Here is a 22,717-nt window from a genome sequence, read left to right as displayed (position 1 = left end):
CGGGAGCGGGAGGTGACAGCGGATTCCAGGGACCGGCCGCGGTTTCCGGTGCCGATGGCGGTTCCGGAACGTCTCACCGGGGCACGGCGACCAAGGCTGGGCGAGCCCATTTGGGTCGTGCATGGCGCGGGCGCGGACGACCAGCTCGTCGGGGCCGACCTGCGGGTGCGCGGTGCCGAGGAGATGCTGTGGGAGATCCTGCACGACGCCGGCTACGAGCGGATCGTGTTCAGCAGTTTCCGGGAAGCGGTCTACTTTCGTGACCGGCACTCGCGGGAGCTGACCAGGCGCACCGGTGAGCGGGCCGCTCCCCGCCGGTCCCGGACCATGCGCCATTTCACCGGGCCCCTCGGCGACCGGATGGTGCTGGCGGATCCGGCGCGGCAAGGTGCGGCGGCGCGGTCGTCCGCGGGTGGCACCGATTTCGGGCCGCGCACCCAGCCGCCGGCCGCATCGGACCCGCAGCGGATGATGATGCTGGATTCGCTGATGGTCCAGGAATCGGTGCGCACGGCGGTCGTGGTACCGGCCGCGGACACCCTGCTGCGCAACATGCAGATGGACATGCGCCGCTCGTTCGCCGAGATGATCGGCCGGTGGAGCGCCGGTCAGATCGGCGCGGGCAACACCTGCGTGCTGCTGTTCAGCCAGGCGGAGTTCGCCGACGTGGTGGAGTTCGTCCGCGGCCTCGACTACCTGCCGCAACTGAGCAGTCGGCTGGAGGCGCTGGCCGTGCGTCGCGCCGCGCCAACCGTCACCCGGATCGGCACCCCGGACGAGCCGGAGCTGTCCCGGCTAATCCAGTTGGTCCGGCTGCGCAACGGGCTGCGGATCGAGGACTGGAACGCGCTGCCGCACATCACGCGGGTCATGGCCGCCCAGCGGGTCGGAGTGCGCACCTGGCTACCGGAACTGCGGTCGATGGCCGAACGGCGGACGTTGTCGGTCGAGGCGTTGCGCGAACTGGGCCTCGCCGAGGTCCCGGTTCTGGACAGCCGTGATCTATGGCGGCGGTTGGACTCGATGACCGGGCTGCGCCAGGTGAAGGACTTTTTGGTCGCGCACCGGCACGCGCTAGAAGCCGATGCGGCCCTGCGCGAGTTGGGCCGGGGTGCCGATGCCGAGCCGACGGCGATGCATCTGGTCTTCACCGGCAATCCGGGCACCGGCAAGACGATGGTGGCGGGCATGATCGGCGAGTTCTACCGGGATCTCGGGTTGTTGCGCCGCGGTCACCTGGTGGACGCCTCGGTCGAGGACCTGGTTTCGCCTTATGTCGGCGAAACGTCGCGGCTCACCGGCGCGCTGGTTCGGCAGGCGCTGGACGGGGTGCTGTTCATCGACGAGGCGTATCGGCTCAGTGACCAGCGCGACGGTCACGGCGGCGAAGCCATCGACCTGCTGCTCTCGGAAATGGAGAACCACCGGGACCGGTTGGTGGTGATCATCGCCGGTTACCCGGACAAGATCGAGGAGTTCTTCGCCGCCAATCCCGGTCTGGCCAGCCGGTTCCCGGCGGGAAACCGGCTGGATTTCCCGGATTACTCGCCGGCGGAGCTGCACGCGATCCTGTTGCGACAGCTCACCGAACTCGGCCTGACCTGGTGCGCCGGCCTCTCCGCTGCCCTGCGCACGATCACCTCGGAGCTTTATCGAACCCGCGACCCGGAAACCTTCGGCAACGCACGTACCATGCGGGAACTGGCCACGCAGATCAAAAGGGAATGGGCGCAGCGGACGCGACCGGTCCGGGGCGGTCCGGTCGACGAGGCGACCGAGGACGACATCCCGCAGCGGTACCGGCCGCTGCTGGGCGATCCGGCGCCGTTGGACGAGGTGCTGGCCGAACTCGACGAACTGGTCGGTCTCGGGGCCGTCAAGGACTCCATTCGGCGGATCGCCGCGGTACTCGAATTGCGGCGACTACAACCGAATCGGCCCAGCATCGCCCTCGCTCCCCATATGGTGTTCACGGGTTCGCCTGGCACGGGCAAGACAACCGTGGCCGGGCTGATGGGGCGGGTGTTCGTCGCGTTGGGCCTGCTTCACTCCGGACACGTCGTAACGGCGACCAGGGCCGACCTCGTCGCCGGATACGTCGGCCAGACCGCGGAGAAGACCAGGGAAAAGGTGATGGAGGCGCTGGACGGCGTGCTGCTGATCGACGAGGCGTACGCGCTGCGTGGCGGCGTCTCCAACGACTTCGGGCCGGAGGCGATCACCGAACTGCTGACCCTGATGGTGGATTGGCGCGGCAGGCTGGTAGTGATCGTGGCCGGTTATCCGGAGGAGATGGCGGCATTCCTGCGGAGCAACCCGGGGCTGGCGTCCCGGTTCGAGCAGCACTTGGTGTTCGAGGATTATTCGGTGCCGGAGCTGCGGCTGATTTTCGAGCGATTGGCCGAAAGCGAGGGGTTCCAACTGGGGCAAGGGGTTTCGGCCAAGGTGGTGCGCTGGTTGGAGGCCGATCGGGATGGATTGCAGCAGCGGGGCGAGCGGTTTGCCAATGGCAGGACCGTGAAGAACCTGTTCGGGGTGATCGAGAGCCGGCTTGCCCAGCGCGTGCTCCGGCTTCCGGAGGCCGAGCGTGCGGCCAACGCCATGCTGATCACGTCCATCGACGTACCGGATCCGGGGCGCACGCGATGATCGCCGCCGAGAGCCAGCTCGCCTGCCCGGTCTGCTCGGCTGCGCCGGACGAGCCGGTCTGCTCCCGATGCGGCTGGGTGCTGGAGGCGGGGCCGTGGCTGGGCCCGGCCACCGAGGCGGATCGGCGCGCGTTCGGCGAAAGACTGGCCTCGGCACGGCGGCGGTTCGACCTGGCCGCCGCCGCACTAGCCGCCGGTTATCCCGACGCCGGGGACCCGGCGATCTTCGACCGGCTCGCCGCCCTCGCGCGAGGTGGGTGCCCGGACCCGGCCGAACTCGTGGCGGCCCGCGAAAGCGTGCCGAGGGTCGCCGCGATTTCGATGTCCGAGGCGGTCCGGCCCGCGCTGGCGCGACTGGTCGGCACATCGGAGGACGATCAGCCCCGCGTCCTCGACGTCGTCGATGTGCGGGTCAACGGGATTGCCGCGGTCCGGCTGCGCACCGACGAGCTCGGTGTTCCGCAACCGGTGGGACCGGTCCGGCTGCGGTCGTGGCCGGATCTGTTGCCGTCGCTGCCCGATGACGACGGCGAACGTCGGCTGGTAATGGCCGGCGGGGCAGGCGTCCACGGCACGGCGGTGATCTCCGACGCCGAGATCGCCACCGGTCGGCAGGTCCTTCGCCAGTTGGCCGGGGCAACCGAAGGCGCCGACGAGGTGCTGGTGGTGCACCGGCTCGGCGGATGGGCGATCCCGGACCGACTGCTTGACCTGCCGACCCGCCTGATCCGCGCGGATGGACCGGAGCTCGGCGCGGTGACCGGATTCGCCCCACTGCGCCACGACTACCGGCTGGTGCTGATCGAGGCGGACGGACGAGGCGCGACCCGCCCGGTGTCGAAGACGCTGTTTCCCGCTGGCACCACGGCGGAATCGGGCCCGGAGGTCACCGTGCCGGTCGTCGCGCCGGCGACCGGGCGGCAACCCGTGGTGGTGGCCGTGGTCGCCGGGCCGGACGGAATCCCGCCCCGGCAGTGCCGACCGGTCGAGGTCCTCCGGTGCGAACTGGCCGCCGGGCAGCGCCATGCGCTGCGGTTCCGGTTGGATGGCCCGGGCCGGGTGCGGCTGGGCAGTCCCGCGAACGCCGACCGGGACCCGGAAACCGCGGCTGCCTGGCCAACCCCGCTCGACGAGATTCCCGTTACGTACCAACCCGGCACGGACGACATGGACGTTGTGTTCGGCATCGAGCTCGGTGGCTCGGCAACGGAGGTGGGCCGACGGCGTGACCTGATCGTCGAGGTCATCCGGCTCGTCGAGGAAAGGCACCCCGAAGCCGCTGCCGTGCGGGTCTGCGTCGTCGGATACCACGACCACGTGCGTGGCCGGCGCAATGTGCTGGACGTTTCCGGGTTCGGAACACCGGCGGCCGGGCGCGAGTTCGCCGCCGGCCTGGTGGCCTCGCCGATGATCGAGCCGCTCGCCGCGCCGGTCGAGGACGCGCTCCGGGCCGCTCAAGGCTGGCGGGCCAGACCTGCGGCCCGCCGGTTCGTGCTGGTCGGCGCCCGCCCGCCGTTTCCCATCAAGGACGCCAGCGTGCCGAGATGCCCCAACGGCATCGACTGGCAAAAGCAGTTGCGACGGCTTGAGCGCGACGATGTGCACCACGTCGCCGTGTGGGACCGGCCGTCGCGGTACGACAAGCAGAACCAGGACAGTCGGCAGGCCCTCCGCGACTGGCTCAGGCTCAGCCATCCCAAGAAGCGGATGTTGCTCACCGGCACCGAGCCGGAGCTGGTCGCCAACAACGCCCGCCTGCTCGGCGCGACCAGCCGCCCGGCACCGCTGCTGTTTCCCCTCGCCGCCTGGACCCAGGAGGATGCCCAGTGACCCAACCAGCGCGACCACGACCCGCGCCGCCGACCCAGTTGCGAATCGGCCTGTGGGGGCCACCGGGCAGCGGCAAGACGACTTTCCTTGCCGCGCTCAAAATCGCGACCACCTTGAAGTCGGGCGAGCAGATGAACTGGATCATGAACGGCGCCGACGACGCATCGGCGAACTTCCTCCAGGATTCGATGTATCAGCTGACCACGGCGAAGGTCTTTCCGGTCGCGACCGCCGACCAGCAGAGCATGATCTTCCGGTTCACCGGCAGGAAGCAGGTCGAGCGGCGCAACCGGCTGGGCAGGCGGACGGTCGCGAGCGAACGTGTGGTCTTCGAGCTGGACGTGCTTGACGTGCCCGGCGGCATGTACGGCGACCAGGACGGCCGCCCGCTCGGGCGCGCCGGCGACACGGTCGAGGATTCGTCGTTCTCGGTCGGCGGGGACGATCGGGACGACCCGTTTCTCGGTTCCGACGCATCCGCCGACGCGGACGAGCGCTTGCTTGATCACTTGCAGTCCTGCCACGGCATCGTCTACCTCTTCGATCCGGAGCGGGAGACCCGGGAGGGGGATGCCTGGCGGTTTTTCCACCCGGTCCTGGAGAAGCTGGCCGGCCGCATCATGGGGCAGGACACCTTCGCCGGCACTAAGCTGCCGCAGCACGTCGCCGTGTGCGTGACCAAGTTCGATCAACCCAACATCTACCACCAGGCCCGGTTGCGCGGTTATCTCGCCTACGAGCAGCAGCGCCCGTTTCTGCCGATGGTGCCCAATGACCTGGCCGGTCAGTTCTTCCAGAAGCTCTGCGACGACCCCCTCAGCAACGCCGATCTGGTCGAGCGCGGGCTGCGGCAGTACTTCAACACGATCGACTATTTCGTCACGTCGTCGATCGGTTTCCACGTGACCGACAACCGGTTCCGGCAGTACGACTTCCTGAACGTGGAACGGGTCGGGCCGGGGCCCAGCGACTTCAAGATCAAGGGGAAACTTTATCCGATCAACGTGCTGGAGCCGCTGCTGTGGCTGCACCAGAGCATTACCGACGCGGGCTGACCATGACAGTTATCACCGCTGGCTGGGCGCTGGTCGGCAAGCAGCCCGGCACATACGACGACTACCGGCTGCTCGCGTCGAGCAGCGAGCCGTTCACCGCGCGGCAGTTCCAGGAGATCGTGTTCCGGTTCAGTCCCGGCAACTCGCCACTGCCGCACGAGACCGGGGCATCGGGCCTGCCGTGGGTGTGGTTCACGCCGTCCGCCATCCGGGGAACCACCTACATCGGTATCGCCATCCGGGAATGGACGAGACATTCCGACGCCACCAACCGGCCGATCGCGTTCACCAGGTACTTCTGCGTTTCCCTCGACGACTTTCTCGCGGCCGGGCTGACCTTCTCGACGCTGTACACGGCGGTTCGCGACGTCGAGCTTGCCTGGGAGACCGGAGCCGGCACCGGCGATCCGGTGCGGATCGCGCTGCCCGCCGCCCCGCCGCCGCGTGACTGGCCAGGCGGTATCGATCTCGAACTGGCCGCGGCAGCCGCCGCACGGCTCTTCACGGGGCCAGTGGCACTGCTCGGCGGTGACACCGACCTGGAAGACCGGTTGGCCGTGCTGGACGCCATCAGCAGTCTGCTGCCCGCCGGGGCGAAGGCGTGGCTGCGGGTGAGCTGCTGGGCCGATTTCGGCTCGAACCACCAACTTCGGTTGACCTTCGCGCACCGTGCTCGCGACATCGATCTTGCGGTGGACCTGCGGTCGCGGATGATCAGCGACGGCGAGCTTTCCGACGGCGCCGTAAGTTACCGGCGCGCGCTGCTGGAGCTGTGCGACAAGCACGGCGTCGACAAGGTCAGCCGCCACCTCGCGATGTCCGGCGAGATCAGGGAGCGCGACGTGGCCGGCGCCCAGATCGCCCTGGAGGAACTCGATCTCACGGTCTCGGCCCTGCGCGCGGCCAGGGCCGGGGCGCTGTCCCCGGCGCTGCTGCGCAGGCTCGATGCCAGGGAGCAGTTCGGCGTGCTATCCGCGGCCAACCGGGCGGAGGTGCTCACCGCCTACCTGTACGCCGCGACACCGGCCGAGGTGATCGCCGATGCGGGACTGCTGGCACGACACTGGCCGTCCGCAGTGGACACTCGACTCGACGACGCGCTGTGCGTGGCGGTGCGGCGGCAACTCGGCGACACATCGGCCACGATCGACGAGTCCGTCGACCTCGCCCGCGTGGCCTGGCGGATCGGCGCCGAGCGCACCTTCGCTCGCGCGCTCGACCCGACGAACGTGCCGGAGTGGCAACGGTCCGCCAAGGCCAGGACGGCCGCCGCGATCGCGGTCCGGCTCTCCGGAGACGACGGCTGGGCCGCGACCCTCGCTCCGGTGGTCGCCAATTCGGAAACGCTGTCGGTCGCGATGCTCCGCGAGTTGCTGGCCGCGAACAACGACTTGACGGGGGACTGGGTCGAGCGGCTCGACGTCGCCGGTGCCCGGTCGCCGTGGATGCGGATCAGCACGCCGTACCGGCTGGCACTGTCCGGTGGTCCCCATGACATCAGCCGGGACGAGCTCGACGGTCTTGATCGGGTCGACCCCGACATCGTCGGGGACTTGGTGCGTCTCACCCATGATCGCCGACCGTCCTATTTGGAAAGGCTGCTCGACACGGTGCTGCCGTGGCTGCGCGAGCGGCTGGCGACGGGCCGGGTACCCGGCTGGATCGGGGTGCTCGGCCGGCTCAGCCCGGACGACCAACGGCAGCAGGCCAGGATCGACTTCATGCTCTGCTGCTCGGCCAGGCGACCGCGCCAAAGCCTGCGGTGCGGGTCGACCTACCGGGACGCCCTGGTGCGCTCCGCCGAGGAGGCCGAGCTGTCCACCGCCCAACAGGAAACGCTCGTCGACACGGTGGCCGCACGCCTTGATCCCGGCTGGTCCGACGACCACGGGGGCTTCGTGGTAATCCTGGACGTCCTCTGGCGGCTGGCCAACCTGGCCGGCCGACCACCGATCGAGTCCAGGCAGCTCATCACCGTGCTCGGCGACGAGGTCCTGGCACGGCCCAGCATGCTGGACACCGTGCCGGAACTCGAACGCTGGCTGCCGTGGCTGGAGCAGGATCCGAGGTTGCGGCAGTACGTCGTGATGAGCCGACTAAGGCACCTGACCGACCGCTCCTCTCCGACCTACGTAGCGCAGTTGATCGCCGACCTCATCCAGGCCGGGTATCCGATGAAGGACATGGTCGGCGTTCTGCAGCAGGCGCGGTGGCGGCCGAGCGTCGCCGAGTGGGCCGAATGCCTCACGGCGGTCACCGCCGCACTACACCGCGCCGGTGTGCGGGATCTCAGGCCGGTCCGGCAACTCGCGGCCAGGCTCATGTCCGGCGACGGTATCGGCGGCGTCAACCCCGTCCAGGCCGCGGCCGAGCTTCCCGCAGCGGTATTTCCGCAGGTGCGCATGGCCGTCGAGATCGCGCGGCTCGCCGCGCAGCGCGACCGCGAGATGGGCGGCGTCGGTTCCGCACAAGCCGCGCTCAACGGCATCCGCCGACAGCTCGAACTGCTGATCAAGGAGATCGAGGGTGAGCCCGGCGGGCGGAAGCTGCTCCCCGAGTGGGCGCGGTGGAGGTCGCGGCCGGATGACGGCCGGTATCGCCATGACCAGCGATGACACCACGGTCGCTCAGGCTGGCCTCGACATCGGGGCGGTCCGGACCAAGATCGCTTTCGATCCGGCGACACCGGTATGGCATGGGCCGTCCCCGATCGCGGGCTCGCATCGCGGCTTGCTGGGCGCGTTCGCCGAAGTGGCTGGTGCCGCAACACCGGCGCGGTTGCTGACCGGTTTCCTGAGCGAACTGCTCGCGCCAGCCGGACCGGTGCCGGTGAAACCCGGCCGGACGGCTGTGGTGGCGGCGGTGCCGGACGCGTGGATCGGCGCCGACGCGGCGGACACCTGGACGGCGCCGGGAAGTACTCCGGTCGGCAGGTCGCTGCACAGGCTGCTCACCGAGGACGTCGGGTTCGCCTCGGCGCGGCTGGTGCCCGGCCTGCAGTGCGCCGCCGCCACCTACACCGAGCGGCGGCCCGAGAGCGGATGCCTGCTGCTCTGCGACATTGGATCGTCCACTGTAGATACTGCGGTGTATGTGCTCGACGGGGCGACAACGAGGCTGCTGGACGCCGACTATGGCAATGTGGCGGATAGCGCGCTGCGGCAGACGTTGCTGAAAGCCGCTGATGATCGCGGCGCCATCGACGATCCGGCGCGGATCGCGGCACTGGAGGACGAGCGGTGCCGACGCGCCCACCGGGTGCGGCTTGTCCTGGAAAGGGCCGAGGTCCATGCCCGCTACCGCGCGACGCCGGTGTACCTGCCGGGCGCGCACGGTGCCGCGCTCACCGCCGGCGTCCTGGTCCAGGCCCTGCGCCCGCTGGCGGAGCTGACCGCTCGGGTGGTCCAGCGGCTGCTGGCCAGGGTGCCCGAGCCGCTGTTGCCCGACATGGTGGTCACTGGTGGCAACGCGATCGCCCCCGTGGTCACCGCGGCGCTCGAAGCCACCGGCGGTCGGGTGCGGTCGGTCGCTCGCCTGGATCCGCTGGCGGCAGCGCGTGGTGCGCTGCTCATCGCCACCGGCCAAGCCGCTGCGTTGGACGGTTACCCGCACGAACTGGGCGTCGCAGTGCACCGCATCCGGCACGGAATGCTCGAATCGGCGATCGTCTCGATCACCGAAGCCGCCGCGACCCCGGTGGTCATCACCGTCCGAACCGGCCACAGTGGACCGTTGCCGGTGTGGGTCCGGCGCAACCGGCGCGGCCCGTGGTGCGAAACCAAGTCCGCCGAGCCGGTCTCCGTGCCCGAGGGCGACTACCGGGTGGCGCCGCTGGGGCGGCGAGGAGGGCTCGGCGCGGTGTCGCTGCGCCCGACCGGCGGCGGCCCGGACATCGTGTATCCACTCGGCCCGGATGTCGGCCCAGCCGTGCCCGACCCGGACCAGTCGACCGACGAGGGGAGAACCACGTGACAGACGACCCCCGTGCGGCGTTGCTCGCCGCGGCGAACAGCGGCGACGACGCCCAGTCGGCGCTGCGAGCGCTGCGCCATGCGCTGGCGTGGTCGGCTTGTGCGGTCGGTTCGGCCCAGCGGATCGAGGTGACCGATCCGGCCGCGATCGAGCTGGTGATCGCCCTCGACGACGCCTTCGCCGAGGTCGACGGCCTCCTGGAGCAGGTGCCCGGGTTGGCCGAGGCGGCAGTGGCGGGCGTCGAGGTGACCGAGTATCTGAACCGGCAGGCCGGGACCCTCACCAACCTGGCCGACCTGATCACCGTCGCCCGGCGGGAACACGAGGCGCTGGCCTCCGTCGAGGCCGAACTGCGGGAGAGCGGCGAGGAGCACACCAGGATCCTCGGCGAGATCGATGAACTCCGGCGGCTCGAAAGGTTACGGGATGCCCTACCCGCCCTGCGCGAGCAACACGAGAGCCTGAACCGACGGCTCGAAGCCATGGTGAGTCCGGTTGCCGAGGCCGAGCGCGCGCTGTACGAGACTGCGGACAAGGTCGTCCTGCTCAGCGCGGAGCGGCTGGCCGACCTCGATGAGCGAATCCAGCAGGTGCTCGCGAAGCTGCAACGGTCCGAAGCGGACTGGGCGGAGCAGGACCGGCTCCGCGCCGATGCGGAAACGAAGCTGCGGCAGAAGAACGCGGAGTACGAGAAACTGCGCACCGAAAGGGAAGGAGTGCTGGCCGCACTCAGGCAGCATGCCGAGATCGACGGCGATCTGCTCGACCGGATCGCCGCGGCACGGGACGGGACGGCACTGGATCGGGTCCGAAGCGTGGTGACCGACATCAAAGCATCGCTCGATCAAGTGGATGCCGCACTACGGGACGCGCTGGACCGGTACGTCCGGTTCGTCGAGGAAAACCGCAAGGTACTCCCATGGCGAGACGAACCATGACGCACAGCAGGCGATGAGCTGCTCTAGGAGCCATATGACAGCAGTACAGCGGAAACGTAGCTATGAGATCAAACCCGACCACGTCATCATGTTCGGGCGCGTGATCGTTACCGTGGTTTTCCCGTGGCTGATGGCCAAGTTCCTGCTCAAGCCCGGGGTCGGTCCGCTGCGCGACGATCGATTTCTGGACCGCCTCGGATTCTGGCGAGCGGCGGTCGGGCTGGTCGTGATCGTGGTCGCGACTTACCCATTCCAGTCGCCCGGCACCGTTCTGGGCAGCAACGTGACCAAGATGTGGCTCACCGCGTCGTACGCGATGCTTGCGGTGCCCTTGCCGTTCCTCGTGCTGCTCATCGCGACCCGCTCCGGCCACCGCGTGCAACTGCTACGCGGCGCACTGCGCCTGCTGCGGCGCATGGCTCTCGCGTCGACCGGCTTCTTGCTGCTGATAGGGATATTTCTCGTTTTCGGCCGCGAAGGCGGGACGTCCTACAAGGTGGCCGAGACGTCGCTTCCCGGACTGCCCGGCTTTCTCGTCGGCGTGCTCAAGGTGTTTGGTGTCGTTGGCGGTCTATGTTGGCTCGCGATCTTCATCCTGTGCACGATCTACTGGGCCGCGCGCACCGGGTTCTGGCTGAGCGAAATCCACCCGCTGCTCGCGCCGGTCAGTACCACGATCGTCATGTTGCTGATCAATGGACGGGAGATCATCGAGTTCGACACCAGAGGCGTGCCCGGCTCGCTCTGGCTCACGCTGAACCTCTGTGGGACGGCCTCAGCGCTGGTGCTGGCAGTCTTCGAATACCGGCATCTCCATTCGATCGGTTACCGATTCCGCAGCGGACCGCAACCGGCAGCCATTGATGTGCGCACGAGTGATCAGTGAACCAGGCTGATTCGGGCGCGTCGGATGTCGCAGTCGCCGAGTTGGCGAGCGGCGGTGACGCCGACGCATCGACGAGGCCGCCGATCTTGCAGGCTCGGTAACCAGGTGGGCACCACGCCGAAGACTGTTCTCACGCACGGGAGTGACGACGGCAAGGTTTTAGGGCTCTTCAATCCCCACGGCGAGTGCGCGCATGCGGGACCGGCCCGCCGCCGGTGTGGGAGGGGAAGTGCAGCGGCGGCGGGCCGGAGCTTGTATCAGCGGATGGGCTGTCGGTTCAGATCGACGACTCTCCCGGTGCGGAGCTCGAGCGGCTCTTCATATGTGGTTGCGCTTCGGCATACCTCACAGGGCGCGCCGCCGCCTTGGTACATCACGAATGCCAGCGGGAGCATTTCGCGGCAGGCGCTTACGTGGTACTCCGTAACCTCGGCAGGGGTCTGGGATTCGGATTCGACGGTGTGGATGAATCCGCCCTCGGAAGCAAAAGCGTGGCTGAGGGCGTCCAGCCCGGACTGCCGCCAGGTGTACTCGTTCATGGCGATGCTTTCTGGTCGTGCTGCCCCACGGGCAGCGTCTTCTTTTCTTGGATGGGCGAGCGGTCCCCGGTAGCGTCTGAGCCCACGCCGGGCACCAGCGCGGGATCGCCTGGGGGTCCGCGACGCGGGCGTGTCCGGACGGCATTTGCCGTGCACCGATTGTCCTTCTTCGCATCGCAGATCTCGATCAGCGTCAGGACCGGTGCCGAGAAAATCAGCAAGAACAACCCGGCAGAGTCTGTTGAGAAATAACGGTTTCCTCGAATTGATGCGGCGTTTGGGGCCGTGGTCGTGTGCACATACGCCGGTCCTCTCCAGAGGTATCGGCACCCGCTGGGGGACGTCCGCGACGACACGAAGCGCTGCGGTAGCTGATGGGCGGTCTCAGCGTTGCAACCAGCACCGACCGGCTCCGGAAGTTCGGAACTCACGAGGCGATCCCTTCCACAGTGCTCAACTGGCCGGTCAACTTGCCGAACCCACGGTTTGCCACAGCGGAGGGCGCTGGGAGCGGCAGCCGTTGGGCATCCGCAGGGTGGGCACGTGCACAGTCCTGGCACTTGGTCAGAGTCCGTGCGGAGAAGCTCTCGCCGTTGGACGGAAACGCCGGCGAGTTGCACGCTGACCAGTAAGCGACCCGGCCACGGACGGCAATTGGCCGGGCACCGGCGAAGATCCGGTGCTCAAGGTCGCGGAAAACGCCCACACCGACCATGTCGTGCTCGGCCGGGGGCAGCCCGGTCTCGGCGCCAACACCGGTCATCAGACGGCCCTCCCGTGCTCGTGCAGAACGGAGACCTCCAGTAGCGACAGGGTCATCGCGCACCACCCCGGGACTCCTGCGGGCGCGCTGCGTGCCACATGCCGCCGAGTTCGTTGAGGCGGTCCAGCCACGGGTAGCCCGACTCCTTGACCCCATTCGAGCCGTGAGTGCGCCGGTACAGGACCGTGAACTCCTGGCTGACGCGGTCACGGAGAACATGCACGACCTCGCCACGGGCACGCTTGCGCTGCATCGCGTACTCCAGCTGCGGATGCGCCTCCCGAACGAAGTCCAGGAAACCGGGCTCCTCAAGCGGAGGCAGATGCGCGGGACGTTCCTTCACATTGTCGTCGTCGGCCAGCAATAGCAGCGGCACGACTGCGTGTGCAGGGCTCACCGTCATAGGGGGATCACGTCCTCGACTAGGTTGGTTAATCAGTCGTCCAGTAGGGCTTGCTATGTCCGACGGCCCCAAAATCGCCAGCAGGTTTGTCCTGCCATCCCGGGCTTTGCACTCCAGCTTCACCTTGCCCGACTGAACGATGTAAAGCCGGTCGCCCGGCTCACCCTCGGCGAAAATCATGTGTCCTCGTGGGAACTCCACCGGTTCCAGCGACTGGGCGAGTGCCTGTGCCGCTGCCGGCTCAACACCTTGGAATATGCCGGCTCGGGCCAAAGTTTCATCCGCCACGTGAAGTCCTTACCCATCCACTACTTCCGCTGCCCAGGCGCCAATAGTGTTCCTATTAGGACCCGAGTGAAGTCCTGAACACTCGGCGCCGAGTGCAGCCATTCACAGTTCACCAGCGCGACGTTCCCGCCACGAGGCCATTGAAAGGACGATGAGAGGACATCGAGAGGACGTGCCCGCACCAGCTCGTCGAGCACAGTGGCGGCGATGTTGCGCTGTCGCTGTTGACCATCGACACAGCGGCTTCCCGAGTGACGCGGTGGGTAAGATGACCGATGGTGCACTGCAAGACTTCTGCTGTTCCTAAGCTGGCAGCTCTCAGAGGTCCCTGATCCTCCTGGGGTGTCCCGGTATTGAAGGTTTCTCGCCGACACCGTCGCCTTGTCCAGTCTGGACAGTTCTGTTCGCACTTCGGAAGTGGGGACCGGCTGGACAATGACGTGCGCCCTGCCCAAGCTGTAGGGCTCCAAACAGCGCTGATTCGGCGAGCGCCGTGGGGCTACATCCTCGAAGCTGAGGCAGCAGCCGAGCACTGCCTTTTTCGAATCGCCGACCTCGCCGACCTACCTGAACTCGTACGTGCGCACAACGCCCACGATGTCTAGACCGACCTCGCCGACGTGAGCGCCCGCACGCGGACCTCAAGCATACGAGCGTGTGGCGTGTGGGACAGTTCCCTGAGGACAGAGGGAATTCGCTCGGCGGTCGTGCCGTACCACGTTTTCTGGAGCGATTCTAATGCGTCGGCTACGGCGGCTGCTGACCGATCAGCATCCTCCTGGGCATTTGCCAGCGCCAAGTCGAGCAGCAGTACTGAATGCTGCTTGCCCTCATGCGGCCCGAGTCCCTCCAGTGCCGTGGTCAAGTTTCTTGCCGCCGCTGCGTAGCGTCCAGCCGCCAACTGGGCGCTGGCAGCAAATCCGTCCAGCCGTGATTCATCGTAGAAATCCAGCCAGACCGGTCCGGGTTCCCGCCTTCGGCGACCAAAGCGTCTTGAGCATGGCCGACATAACGGACCAGCAACGCCGACCGCAACCATTGACCTCCATCGCAACCGCTCATCCTGCCCCAAAGCACCCGAAAGATCACTTCACCAGGATCTCCCGATGCTTCCAGGAAAGGTGCAGTGCCGCCGACGCTCCAGGCGATAGCCGCGCGCTCTCTCGCAGCCGCCGGATGGTGTTCCCCTCGAAGGGAAGAACCTGTGTGGGAACGCGGCCCTCGGCGTTGTTTCGGACGGCTGCCGCACCGAAGAGTGCGTCGTAGAACTCCGGTTCGATCACCGCGACGGTCAGGATGTCGCCACACAAGGTCAACGCATCCAGCGTGAGGCCAAGACACCACACCTGGATCCTGCCGTCGGCCTGAGCCGCATCCATGCTCGCGAAGGGCTCCTGCTGGGCGTAATTTATCGGTCTTCCGCTGCCGTCGTACTCGACTTTCCCGAGGAGTTCTTCGGCGTATTCCCGTTGGATGTTGCGCCACAGCGAGAAGTCGGCGCGCAGCGCGGACGGAAGGACACTGGATGGCTGGAAGATTCCTGCCGGGATCAGGTGCGTCAGTCCGCCGCCTCCGGCGACCCGGCTGCCGTCGCGATGATGCAGCACGACGCTGGGCGAGTCGCCGCCGCGAATGGTGAGCGTGCCGATGGCACCCATCAACGGCCGACGCGTGACGTCACGCGGGTCGCCAACGAGTTTGCGGAACGATAGCCGCCGTGATGAGGGCCGTGGGTGGATGCTGGTATCCCCGCTGTCGGTGTGGATGACGTGATGCAAGGCGGTCTCGTGCGCGAGGGCCTCGTTGATGTCCATCGAGTCGAAGAACCCCATGTAACCGAAATGCAGGCTCGGGCCGGACGCCGACCAGTCCACTCGCGTCACACGCCACGCTAGCCGGTTCTCAAATAGTTTTGGCGGTTTCAGTTCCTGAATGGCGTCGTGGTACAGGCGGTGGCGCTGCGTCGCGGAGTGCAGTGGGCGCACCGCAGCACTCTCGTGTTCGCCACCAGTGATCACCGGCTCGGGCGCGGATTCATCCATGACGAGCATGATCTGCTTGAGCGGGACCGGTGCCTCGGGAATCCAGTCTGCGGGTGCGATGGTCCCGGTGCTCTCCAAACCGGGAATACGGTATTGGGGGTAGAGGTGCTCGGCGAGCACCGCAAGCTCGCGTCGGTAGGCGTTGAGAGCATGCTGGGTCGCAAGCCAGCGCTGCTGCTCACGTTCGACGCGGGGATCCCGCGCGTCAGTCTCGCCGTCGAAGCCGATAGGTGCCTGGGGCGGACGCGCCCGGCGGAACCCCAAGTCCTTGATCGGGACACTGAAATATTCCGCAAGAAGGCTGAGGCTAAGCAGGTCCGGCTCGGCGGTCTCGCCGGTCTCCCAGCGCCGCACCGCTCTGGCCGAATAGCTTGTGCCGCACTTGTGACGAGTGCGTGCCAGGTCGTTGAGCGCGTCGGCGAGGCCCTGTTGCGACAGCCCGGCTTCTCGGCGAAGCCTCACCAGTTCGTCGTTCCTGATCCGTGGGAAAACGGCCGCCATTCACCCACGATAGCGGCTGGCAGCTAAGGCAGCCGCCAGCCTGGTCGGTGAGGTTCAAATCGCAGTTCTGAAACGACGCTCCCCGGTGGCTCCCGGCTCGCGATACGGTGCCGAGGACACCGCTGCTCGGGTTACAGCCTCGCAACGCATCGCCAGCCGGCGGCTGACTCCTAGGTGCCGGGAACTGAGCCGGCATGGCGGCTCGGCGACCTGCGGCATGAAAATGTCCTCCTCGGAATGAACGGAACCTAGCCACGTCATGCCGACTGACGTCGCAGCTGACTCGGCATGCCACGCCCTCGATGAGGCAGGGTTAAGTTATGACTGAGAACCCGGTACTGCGTGACATCGCGGCCGACCATCCCGACGCCGCCGGGCTCATGGCTGAGCTGGAACACTTCCAGCTCAGCCTCTACGGTCATGCCGACCCCGCGTGGGTCGACGCCGCAGAATTCACACCGCCACGAGGACTGTTTGTCGTCGCCTACCTCCACGGCGAACCGGTTGCCTGCGGCGGATGTCACCGCCTCCTCAACGACACCGTCGAAATCAAGAAGATGTACAGAACCCCGAGACTGCGAAAACGGGGCCTGGGTCGCCTAATCCTCACACGGTTGGAGCGCTTCGCACTCCAAGCAGGCTCCCGACGGATCCGTCTTGAGAGCGGCGCGAGGAACGCAGACGCTCTCAAGTTGTACGAGGAGGCCGGATACCATCCCATCCCCCCGTACATGCCCAACCGGGGAGCTGAGGTTCCCCCCGAGTGGTGGACAGGGGGTTTACGGGGATTCAGGCAGCCGCTCGAAGTGAGTTCTCGTAGTCGTCGGGACTGAGCATCCCGATCGCGGAGTGCCGCCGGACAGCATTGTAGAAGCGAACCCAATTGTCAACTGTGTCAACAAGTTCCGCTTGTGTGGCGTAGGTATGCCGGTAGTAGTGCTCGTGTTTGAACGTGGACCAGAACGATTCCGCAGGGCTGTTGTCCCAGCATTATCCGGCTAATGATCGTGGTTTCCGGTTGTTGGCCGGTTAACGCTTTCAGTCGTTTCGAGCTGTGAGGCGTCGGAGTTGTTCTTCGTGGCGGCGTACTCGGGTGGCGAGGGCGTCGAGGGCGGCGCGGAGGGTGGTGATCTCGTCGGTGAGGCTGGTGAGGGTGCCGCTGGTGGCGGATCGAGATCGGTGTTCCTCGATGACGGCGCGCAGGGTTGGGTTGCGGTAGAGGGTGGTGCGGCCCAGCCCGGTGTGGGCGGCGACGGCGGTGAAGGTGACGGCGTGGCCGTCGTGGTGGAGCTGGACGCAGGCGCGTTCGACGCGGCCCAGGGTGCTGGTGGTGGTCATCCGGCTTGGGCCTCGTTGATCAGAATGTCGAGTCGGGCGATGAGTCGTTGGTGGCGTTGGGCTTCGGCGATCCAGCCTCGTTGTTCGGCGTCGCGGGCGAGTGCTTCGGCGTCGACGCGTTGGGCGGCCAGGATGGGCAGCGAGCTGGGTTCGGTGTGGAAGCTGGGGCAATGCTCGCAGATGTTGGCGTAGGCGCAGGCGCCTTGGGCGGGTGCGCGGAGGCAGAACCCGCCGGCCAGACGGGATTTGAGCAATGGGGTGTTCTTCCAGTCGGCTCCGCCGGTGATGTCGGCCAGTGGCAGGCTGATCGTGCCGGTGGTGGGGGTGCGGGCCTGTTGTTTGGCGAGGTCGAGGGCTCGTTCGTATTCGGCTCGGACGGTGGTGTCGAACAGCCGACCGTAGCGCAGGCTCATCTCGGCGGAGACGTGGCCAAGTAGCGCCATCAGTGCTTGGAGTGAGACGCCGGCGTTGACCAGGGCGGTGGCGTAGGTGTGGCGGAGCTGGTGCGGGGTGAGGTGGTCGAGTCCCGCGGACTGGGCGGCGCGGTCGAGTTCGTGACGGACCGCGCTTTGGGAGAGGCGTCGGCCGTGGTGGGTGAACAGGAACTGGGCCCGGCGCCGGTAGCGAGGGTGCGGCATCGGCCGTCCGTGGGAGCGGATGGCGGTGATGTGGTCGATTAGGTCGAGGATGTCGTCATCGATGGGGATCATGCGCTCGGTCTCCAGTTTGCCGAGCGGGATTTTCAGCCAGCTGCCGTGGTCGGGGACTTCGTGGACGCAGTCGAGCTCGAGGTCGAGCAGTTCCCCGATCCGCAGTCCGCAGCTGCGTTGCAGTCGCAGGGCGGCTGCGGCGAGTTCGTTGCCGGGGTGTTCGGTCAGCACTGCGGTGAGTCGGCGGTCGACGTCGAGGGGCAGGTAGCGGGGCAGCGTGTGCGGGAGTTTGGGGACATCGTCGCGGAATATCAGCTTGCGGGGTGGCGCGTCGGGCCAGTCCCACTCGGTGATATCGGTCAGGAATCCCATCAGCGCGAGCACTCGCCGGGATCGGTCCGCGACGGTGATCGGCTGATCGTTTTTCGGGTTGACCGCGTCGACCAGCGACCTCAGGTAGGGCTCGATGTGCTTGCGGCGATCCAGCTCGGCGATGGAGCCGAGTCCGGGATCGACCTCGGCCAGGAAGACCCCGAAGTGCTTGAGCCGGGTCGCGAAGGCCGACACCGTTTTGGGCTGACAGGTCGCCCGCTTGCGTTCCAGATAGGCGATCATCGTCTCGCGGATCGGCGGCCGCAGGTCGGCGAGCCGGTCGGCGAACGGGACCGGCCCGCCCGAGCGTGGCAGTTCATCGACGATTCCCAAGTAAAACAGCACCCGTTGGGCATTGCTGACCGACGCCAGATAGTGCCTGTGCCCCTTGCCAGTTCGCGTCTCCCGCTCCTGGCACGCAGCCCGGAATTCGTCCAGATCGGCCATGGTGAGCAGATCCAGCGACCGTCCAGTCTGGATCAGCAGCCGGACCGGAACTTGGGAACCGGTGGCGAACCGGACCCGTTCGGTGAACCCGAGCTCGGCGGCCGCGGTCATGAACCGATCGAGATCCGGACCCAGCGGTGAATCCTTGACCTCCCTCCAGATGCTGGAAAGCTTGCGTTCCAGCAGATAGTCATAGCCCGGTTGCAGCACCCGATGCAGCATCAGGAACGTGATGATCGGCCGGGTCGAGCTTCCCGCCGACAAGCGGGTCTCCAAAGGCTGCACCGCCCACTGCCCGGGGTCTGGCCAGCGCTGGAAGAACACCCGAGCCGCCCCCGTGTAGGCGGTGTTTCCGCGTCCGGTCCGCCGCAGGTAGTCCAAGTAGGCGGCGTGCAGATCATCACTGGGAGCGGATGCGATCGCGAGCGGCATCGAATTCTGCTTTCACATGCGCCGGAGCCAAATGGATGTAACGGGCGGTGGTGTCGACATGAGCGTGTCCGAGCAACGCTTGCATCACCGCGAGATCGACCCCCGCTTCGGCCAGGGCGGTGCCGAAGGTGTGTCGCAGCGCGTGAGGATGCCCGCCGACGACGCCGGTAAGCCCACGGTGATAGCGGAAGATCGTGCGCAACCCGGCCGCAGTCAACGGCTGGCCCCGGTTCGGCCCCTTGGCCACGAGAAACAGACGGGCGCTTGCGGATTCGGGCCGCTCGGCCAGCAAATACACCTGGATCACCGAAGCGACGTCGGCATCCAGCGGGACCCGGCGTTCCCGCTGGCCCTTACCGACCACCCGCAGCCATCGGCCGCCGATATCGGCGTCGACGACGTCCAGGCCCAGCACCTCGGCGGAACGCAGCCCGCAATACAGCATCAAGCCCGCGATCGCCCGGTCCCGCCACGCATGAAAACTCGCCAGAAGCTCCGCCGCATCCGACTGCGACAGCGCCGTGGGCAGACGACGAGGCTCCCGGAGCCGAAGCGACGAACGGGTTTTCGGCCGACGGACGGTGTGCGCGAGCATCCCGCTGCGCTCACCCGCTACCAGCCAGCGGGCCTCCTTGCCTCTGGGGACTGGGTTTTTCACGTCCGGATCCCGCATCGCGGCGAACGCGAACAAACCCGAGATCGCCGCCAACCGCCGATTGATCGTCGTGGGGGCATACTGATCCATCCGACGGCCCGACAACGTGACCACGTTCGGCCCCGGCCTGCCCGCAACCGTAGCCTCCCGGCAGGCACGCAAGAACCGCAACAACACCTCCGTGGTCACCTCCGGCAACGGCTGCTCCTCAACGACGAGCCACCGGCAGAACGCCAACACGTCGTATCCATAGGCACGCACGGTCTTCGGTGAATAGTTCCGATCGGCCAAATACGCCAGGTACTCATCCACCAACCCGAACCGCGACGCGGCCGGCCCGGCCAACGCCCAGCCACCGTCCCGTTCCTCAAGCCGAAGACCGGCCTCGATACCCATAAGGAACAGACGTACCAGCCATGAACGCAGCCAACCGGCAAGTACCACTACCGCAGCGTGTCGCTGACCTGGACAAACACAACCATTAGCCGGTTAAGAGGGACGACCCGGTCCTGCCTACCGATGGTCGCACGCCCAGATCGGCGAGCGTGGCGCGGAACTCGGCGGAGGTGTATTGCGAGCCACGGTCGGAATGAAAGACCGCGTCGTTACCGATCAGGCCACGCCGGGCGGCCAGGACGATGGCGTCACCGACCAGTTCGGCGCGAATGTGCCCGGCCATCGCGTGGCCGATGACCTCCCTGTTGTGCAGGTCGATCACGGTGGCCAGATACAGCCAGCCCTCTTGTGTGGGCAGATAGGTGATGTCACCGACGAGCCGTTGCCCGGGTGCTGGGGCGGTGAAGTCGCGGCCGATGAGATCGGGCACCGGGGCAGCGGTCTCATCCTGCCTGGTCAGTGACCGGCGTCGGCGCCGGGTGATGCCGGTGATGCCGTGCTCGCGCATGATCCGCTCGACGCGTTTGTGGTTGACCCGCCGGCCGCGGCGGTGCAACACGGCGGTGACCCGGGGGCGCCCGTAGGTGCCACGGTGCTCGGCATGGACCTCGGCGATCTCGGCTGCCAGCCGTTGGTCGGCGGCGGTTCGTTCGGCGCGTGCGGGGGCGGCGTCCAGCCATTCGTAGAAGCCCGGGCGTCTGATACCCAGGACCCGGCACAGCCGTGCGACGCCGAAGACGGCGCGGTGTTCGGAGATGAACCGGTAGCTGCAGGTCAACGACCCATCTCCTTGGCGAAATAGGCGGCTGCCTTGCGCAGGATCTCCTTTTCCAGCTCCAACTCGGCCACCCGCTTACGCAGCGCCCGCAGCTCTTCCTGCTCACCCGCGGAGACGCTGTCCGGCGAGGCGGCCTCGGCGCGTTCGGCGGTGCGGACCCAGTTACGCAGCGTCTCGTGGTTCACCCCAAGCTCGCGGGCGACCTGCCGTAACGGGCGATCCGAGGACCGGGCCAACTCGACCGCGTCCTTGCGGAACTGCTCGGGAAACTTCGACGAACCTGACACAGGGACATCCTTACTCAGGCAACTACTGCCTGGGATCAGGGTGTCCGGTTCACAGGGGCAACCTCATGATGCGTAACCGGTACATGTCACTGCTGTCGCTGTTCGATGACGACGAGCTTGCCCGCGGCATTGAGGAGGTCCGTCGCGATCGCCCTGGAGATCGAGTGGTGTTCGTCGACCGGTACGCCTTCGTACAAGGGGAGGTGCCGTGAGTCCGCAGCTCGACGAACGGTTGGGCCGCCTTCAGAAAAAGCTGGGCGACCATGCTCGGATCGCGTCTCACCTCGGGCTCGATTTCGAGCGGCCGATCCGGTCGCTGGGGGATGGCTACCCAGAGAACGCAGTCTCGTGGTTGGCAAGATCAGCGAACGGCTGCTCAAGCAGTTATGGCGCCACCACGATGTGGTCGGCGACCCGGGGTCGAAGTCACTGAGCGAGCTCATCAAAGGTTGTCGTCCGCAGCTGTCCGGCGCGCCGTTCCCGCCCCACCTGGCCGAGCGGTTCGCCGCCGTCGCCGACGATCCCGCAGCCGTGCGGGCTCTCGGCATCGAACGGGCGATCTTGCTTTCGCAACGACTGCTCGCCGAAGGCGTACTGGGTCCGCACTTCATCACGTTCAACTTTGCCCGAGCCACCACGGAGGTTGTCGCCGAACTCGCCCTGCCCACGTCATGCCCCCGAAGCCGCGCCGGATGTGGGTGGAAGGCACCGAGCTGGTGGCACTCACCGCCCACGACTACGAAAACCTGGCCGGCCAACGCCGTCAGGCCGGCGCGCAGGCCGCCCAAACCGTGCGCTGCGCAGCCAGCTCGACCTGCTCAACTCATTCGTCGATGAGCTCGAACAGGCTGTGGCCGACCTGCTTGAGTGCCCGTCCACACCGTGCACGGCCTGCGCGCATTGGTGACGAGTGCGCACAGAAAGCCCTGATCGACGCTTTGAAAAACCGTCCACACCAGACAAGAGGCCGACAGTCGTGACCATCGAGCAAGCAACCCTGTCCGGAAGTGCGGCGCGTGCCACCGTGACCAGACCAGACGTCGGCCCCCTCAAGGTGATGGGCGTCCTCAACGCCACCCCGGATTCGTTCTGGTCGGGCAGCAGGTTCGACGCCACCGCGCAGGCGATCATCGCTGGCGAAGGGATGTTAGTGAGCGGCACTTGGGCGGTGGAAGTCGGCGGGGAATCCACCAGGCCCGGAGCCGACTCAGTGTCGGCGGACGAGGGCTGGACCATGTGGGCCCGATCATCTCCGCACTCGCCAAACGGCTCGCGCAGCAGCCGACCGAGCCGGTTGGGCGTTGACGCGCTGAGGTCACCGAAGGCGACTTGCTGAGATCGTAGGCGTGGTGGGTGATCCGGTGTTTAGTATTGATCACTGAGTGCGGTGACGCCGTCGCGCCTGGGGTGGCGTGGTTGAGGAGGTAGGAGTGCGCGCGATAGCGAACCAGTTGCAGCCGCCGCCATATCCGTTCATCGATCGTGAGGATGTTCTGG

General features: G+C 67.1%; 20 protein-coding genes and 2 pseudogenes. 11 read left to right on the top strand and 11 right to left on the bottom strand.

Features of this window, described 5'->3' with window-relative positions; genetic code table 11:
- Positions 1-12 precede the first annotated feature (12 nt).
- From BJ970_RS39340 to BJ970_RS01910, 7 genes are read left to right on the top strand one after another with little or no spacing between them, the layout of a single operon-like run.
- Positions 13-2,649 (top strand): AAA family ATPase, encoded by a 2,637-nt coding sequence (locus BJ970_RS39340; protein WP_184722859.1) that lies wholly within the window; start codon positions 13-15, stop codon positions 2,647-2,649.
- Complete coding sequence (locus BJ970_RS01935; RefSeq protein ID WP_184722856.1) at positions 2,646-4,478, top strand: hypothetical protein; 1,833 nt, start codon at positions 2,646-2,648, stop codon at positions 4,476-4,478. The genes BJ970_RS39340 and BJ970_RS01935 overlap by 4 nt, the downstream gene beginning before the upstream one ends.
- Positions 4,475-5,533, top strand: coding sequence for a hypothetical protein (locus BJ970_RS01930; protein ID WP_184722853.1), 1,059 nt, complete (start codon positions 4,475-4,477; stop codon positions 5,531-5,533). Before BJ970_RS01935 ends, BJ970_RS01930 begins: the two co-directional genes overlap by 4 nt.
- Positions 5,500-8,148 carry a hypothetical protein gene (locus BJ970_RS01925; RefSeq protein ID WP_184722849.1) on the top strand — a complete coding sequence of 883 codons (2,649 nt, stop codon included), beginning with the start codon at positions 5,500-5,502 and terminating at the stop codon, positions 8,146-8,148. Before BJ970_RS01930 ends, BJ970_RS01925 begins: the two co-directional genes overlap by 34 nt.
- Positions 8,117-9,505: a hypothetical protein gene (locus BJ970_RS01920; RefSeq protein WP_184722846.1), complete on the top strand. Its 1,389-nt coding sequence runs from the start codon at positions 8,117-8,119 to the stop codon at positions 9,503-9,505. Before BJ970_RS01925 ends, BJ970_RS01920 begins: the two co-directional genes overlap by 32 nt.
- Entirely contained in the window at positions 9,502-10,443 is a 942-nt protein-coding gene (locus BJ970_RS01915; RefSeq protein WP_184722843.1) for a hypothetical protein, read from the top strand. The genes BJ970_RS01920 and BJ970_RS01915 overlap by 4 nt, the downstream gene beginning before the upstream one ends.
- Positions 10,444-10,477: 34 nt before the next feature.
- Positions 10,478-11,329: a hypothetical protein gene (locus BJ970_RS01910; RefSeq protein ID WP_221467011.1), complete on the top strand. Its 852-nt coding sequence runs from the start codon at positions 10,478-10,480 to the stop codon at positions 11,327-11,329.
- 257 nt (positions 11,330-11,586) lie between these two features.
- Here BJ970_RS01910 and BJ970_RS01905 read toward each other — a convergent pair whose 3' ends face one another.
- The 5 genes and pseudogenes from BJ970_RS01905 to BJ970_RS01890 form a co-directional block, all read right to left on the bottom strand.
- Positions 11,587-11,868 (bottom strand): hypothetical protein, encoded by a 282-nt coding sequence (locus BJ970_RS01905; protein ID WP_184722838.1) that lies wholly within the window; start codon positions 11,866-11,868, stop codon positions 11,587-11,589.
- A gap of 427 nt (positions 11,869-12,295) precedes the next feature.
- The gene (locus BJ970_RS01900; RefSeq protein WP_184722833.1) at positions 12,296-12,631 is read right to left on the bottom strand and encodes a hypothetical protein; all 336 of its coding nucleotides are present in this window, start codon (positions 12,629-12,631) and stop codon (positions 12,296-12,298) included.
- A gap of 52 nt (positions 12,632-12,683) precedes the next feature.
- Complete coding sequence (locus tag BJ970_RS37530) at positions 12,684-13,028, bottom strand: hypothetical protein (RefSeq protein WP_246471853.1); 345 nt, start codon at positions 13,026-13,028, stop codon at positions 12,684-12,686.
- A gap of 60 nt (positions 13,029-13,088) precedes the next feature.
- Positions 13,089-13,322 (bottom strand): annotated as a pseudogene (locus tag BJ970_RS37525) (cyclic nucleotide-binding domain-containing protein); the annotation flags it as partial.
- 1,085 nt (positions 13,323-14,407) lie between these two features.
- Positions 14,408-15,865, bottom strand: coding sequence for a helix-turn-helix domain-containing protein (locus BJ970_RS01890; RefSeq protein WP_184722827.1), 1,458 nt, complete (start codon positions 15,863-15,865; stop codon positions 14,408-14,410).
- 320 nt (positions 15,866-16,185) lie between these two features.
- On the opposite strand from BJ970_RS01890, the gene BJ970_RS01885 reads away from it, so the two are divergent.
- Positions 16,186-16,698 carry a GNAT family N-acetyltransferase gene (locus BJ970_RS01885; protein ID WP_184722823.1) on the top strand — a complete coding sequence of 171 codons (513 nt, stop codon included), beginning with the start codon at positions 16,186-16,188 and terminating at the stop codon, positions 16,696-16,698.
- Here the strand turns inward: BJ970_RS01885 and BJ970_RS39825 are convergent.
- The 6 genes and pseudogenes from BJ970_RS39825 to BJ970_RS01855 all read right to left on the bottom strand — a co-directional run.
- A pseudogene (locus tag BJ970_RS39825) lies at positions 16,655-16,795 on the bottom strand (integrase core domain-containing protein); the annotation flags it as partial. The gene BJ970_RS01885 and the pseudogene BJ970_RS39825 sit on opposite strands and share 44 nt — an antisense overlap.
- 108 nt (positions 16,796-16,903) lie before the next feature.
- Complete coding sequence (locus BJ970_RS01875; protein WP_184722820.1) at positions 16,904-17,203, bottom strand: DUF6262 family protein; 300 nt, start codon at positions 17,201-17,203, stop codon at positions 16,904-16,906.
- The gene (locus BJ970_RS01870) at positions 17,200-19,104 is read right to left on the bottom strand and encodes a tyrosine-type recombinase/integrase (RefSeq protein WP_184722817.1); all 1,905 of its coding nucleotides are present in this window, start codon (positions 19,102-19,104) and stop codon (positions 17,200-17,202) included. The genes BJ970_RS01875 and BJ970_RS01870 overlap by 4 nt, the downstream gene beginning before the upstream one ends.
- Positions 19,073-20,155: a tyrosine-type recombinase/integrase gene (locus BJ970_RS01865; RefSeq protein WP_184722814.1), complete on the bottom strand. Its 1,083-nt coding sequence runs from the start codon at positions 20,153-20,155 to the stop codon at positions 19,073-19,075. Before BJ970_RS01865 ends, BJ970_RS01870 begins: the two co-directional genes overlap by 32 nt.
- 85 nt (positions 20,156-20,240) lie before the next feature.
- A complete protein-coding gene (locus tag BJ970_RS01860) occupies positions 20,241-20,933 on the bottom strand; it encodes an IS3 family transposase (RefSeq protein WP_184722811.1) in 693 nt (230 codons plus the stop codon).
- On the bottom strand, positions 20,930-21,220 hold the full coding sequence (locus BJ970_RS01855) for a transposase (RefSeq protein ID WP_184722809.1): 291 nt from the start codon (positions 21,218-21,220) through the stop codon (positions 20,930-20,932). Before BJ970_RS01855 ends, BJ970_RS01860 begins: the two co-directional genes overlap by 4 nt.
- A 65-nt stretch (positions 21,221-21,285) precedes the next feature.
- Between BJ970_RS01855 and BJ970_RS01850 the strand changes: the two genes are divergently transcribed.
- From BJ970_RS01850 to BJ970_RS01840, 3 genes are all read left to right on the top strand, one after another.
- Positions 21,286-21,432 (top strand): hypothetical protein, encoded by a 147-nt coding sequence (locus BJ970_RS01850; RefSeq protein ID WP_184722806.1) that lies wholly within the window; start codon positions 21,286-21,288, stop codon positions 21,430-21,432.
- 136 nt (positions 21,433-21,568) lie between these two features.
- Positions 21,569-22,057 carry a methylenetetrahydrofolate reductase gene (locus BJ970_RS37520; protein WP_312864064.1) on the top strand — a complete coding sequence of 163 codons (489 nt, stop codon included), beginning with the start codon at positions 21,569-21,571 and terminating at the stop codon, positions 22,055-22,057.
- A gap of 139 nt (positions 22,058-22,196) precedes the next feature.
- Complete coding sequence (locus tag BJ970_RS01840; RefSeq protein ID WP_312864063.1) at positions 22,197-22,556, top strand: dihydropteroate synthase; 360 nt, start codon at positions 22,197-22,199, stop codon at positions 22,554-22,556.
- Positions 22,557-22,717 lie beyond the last annotated feature (161 nt).

The organism is Saccharopolyspora phatthalungensis (assembly GCF_014203395.1).
Classification (GTDB): Bacteria; Actinomycetota; Actinomycetes; order Mycobacteriales; family Pseudonocardiaceae; genus Saccharopolyspora; species Saccharopolyspora phatthalungensis.
This window is presented reverse-complemented; position numbering and strand designations above follow the sequence as displayed.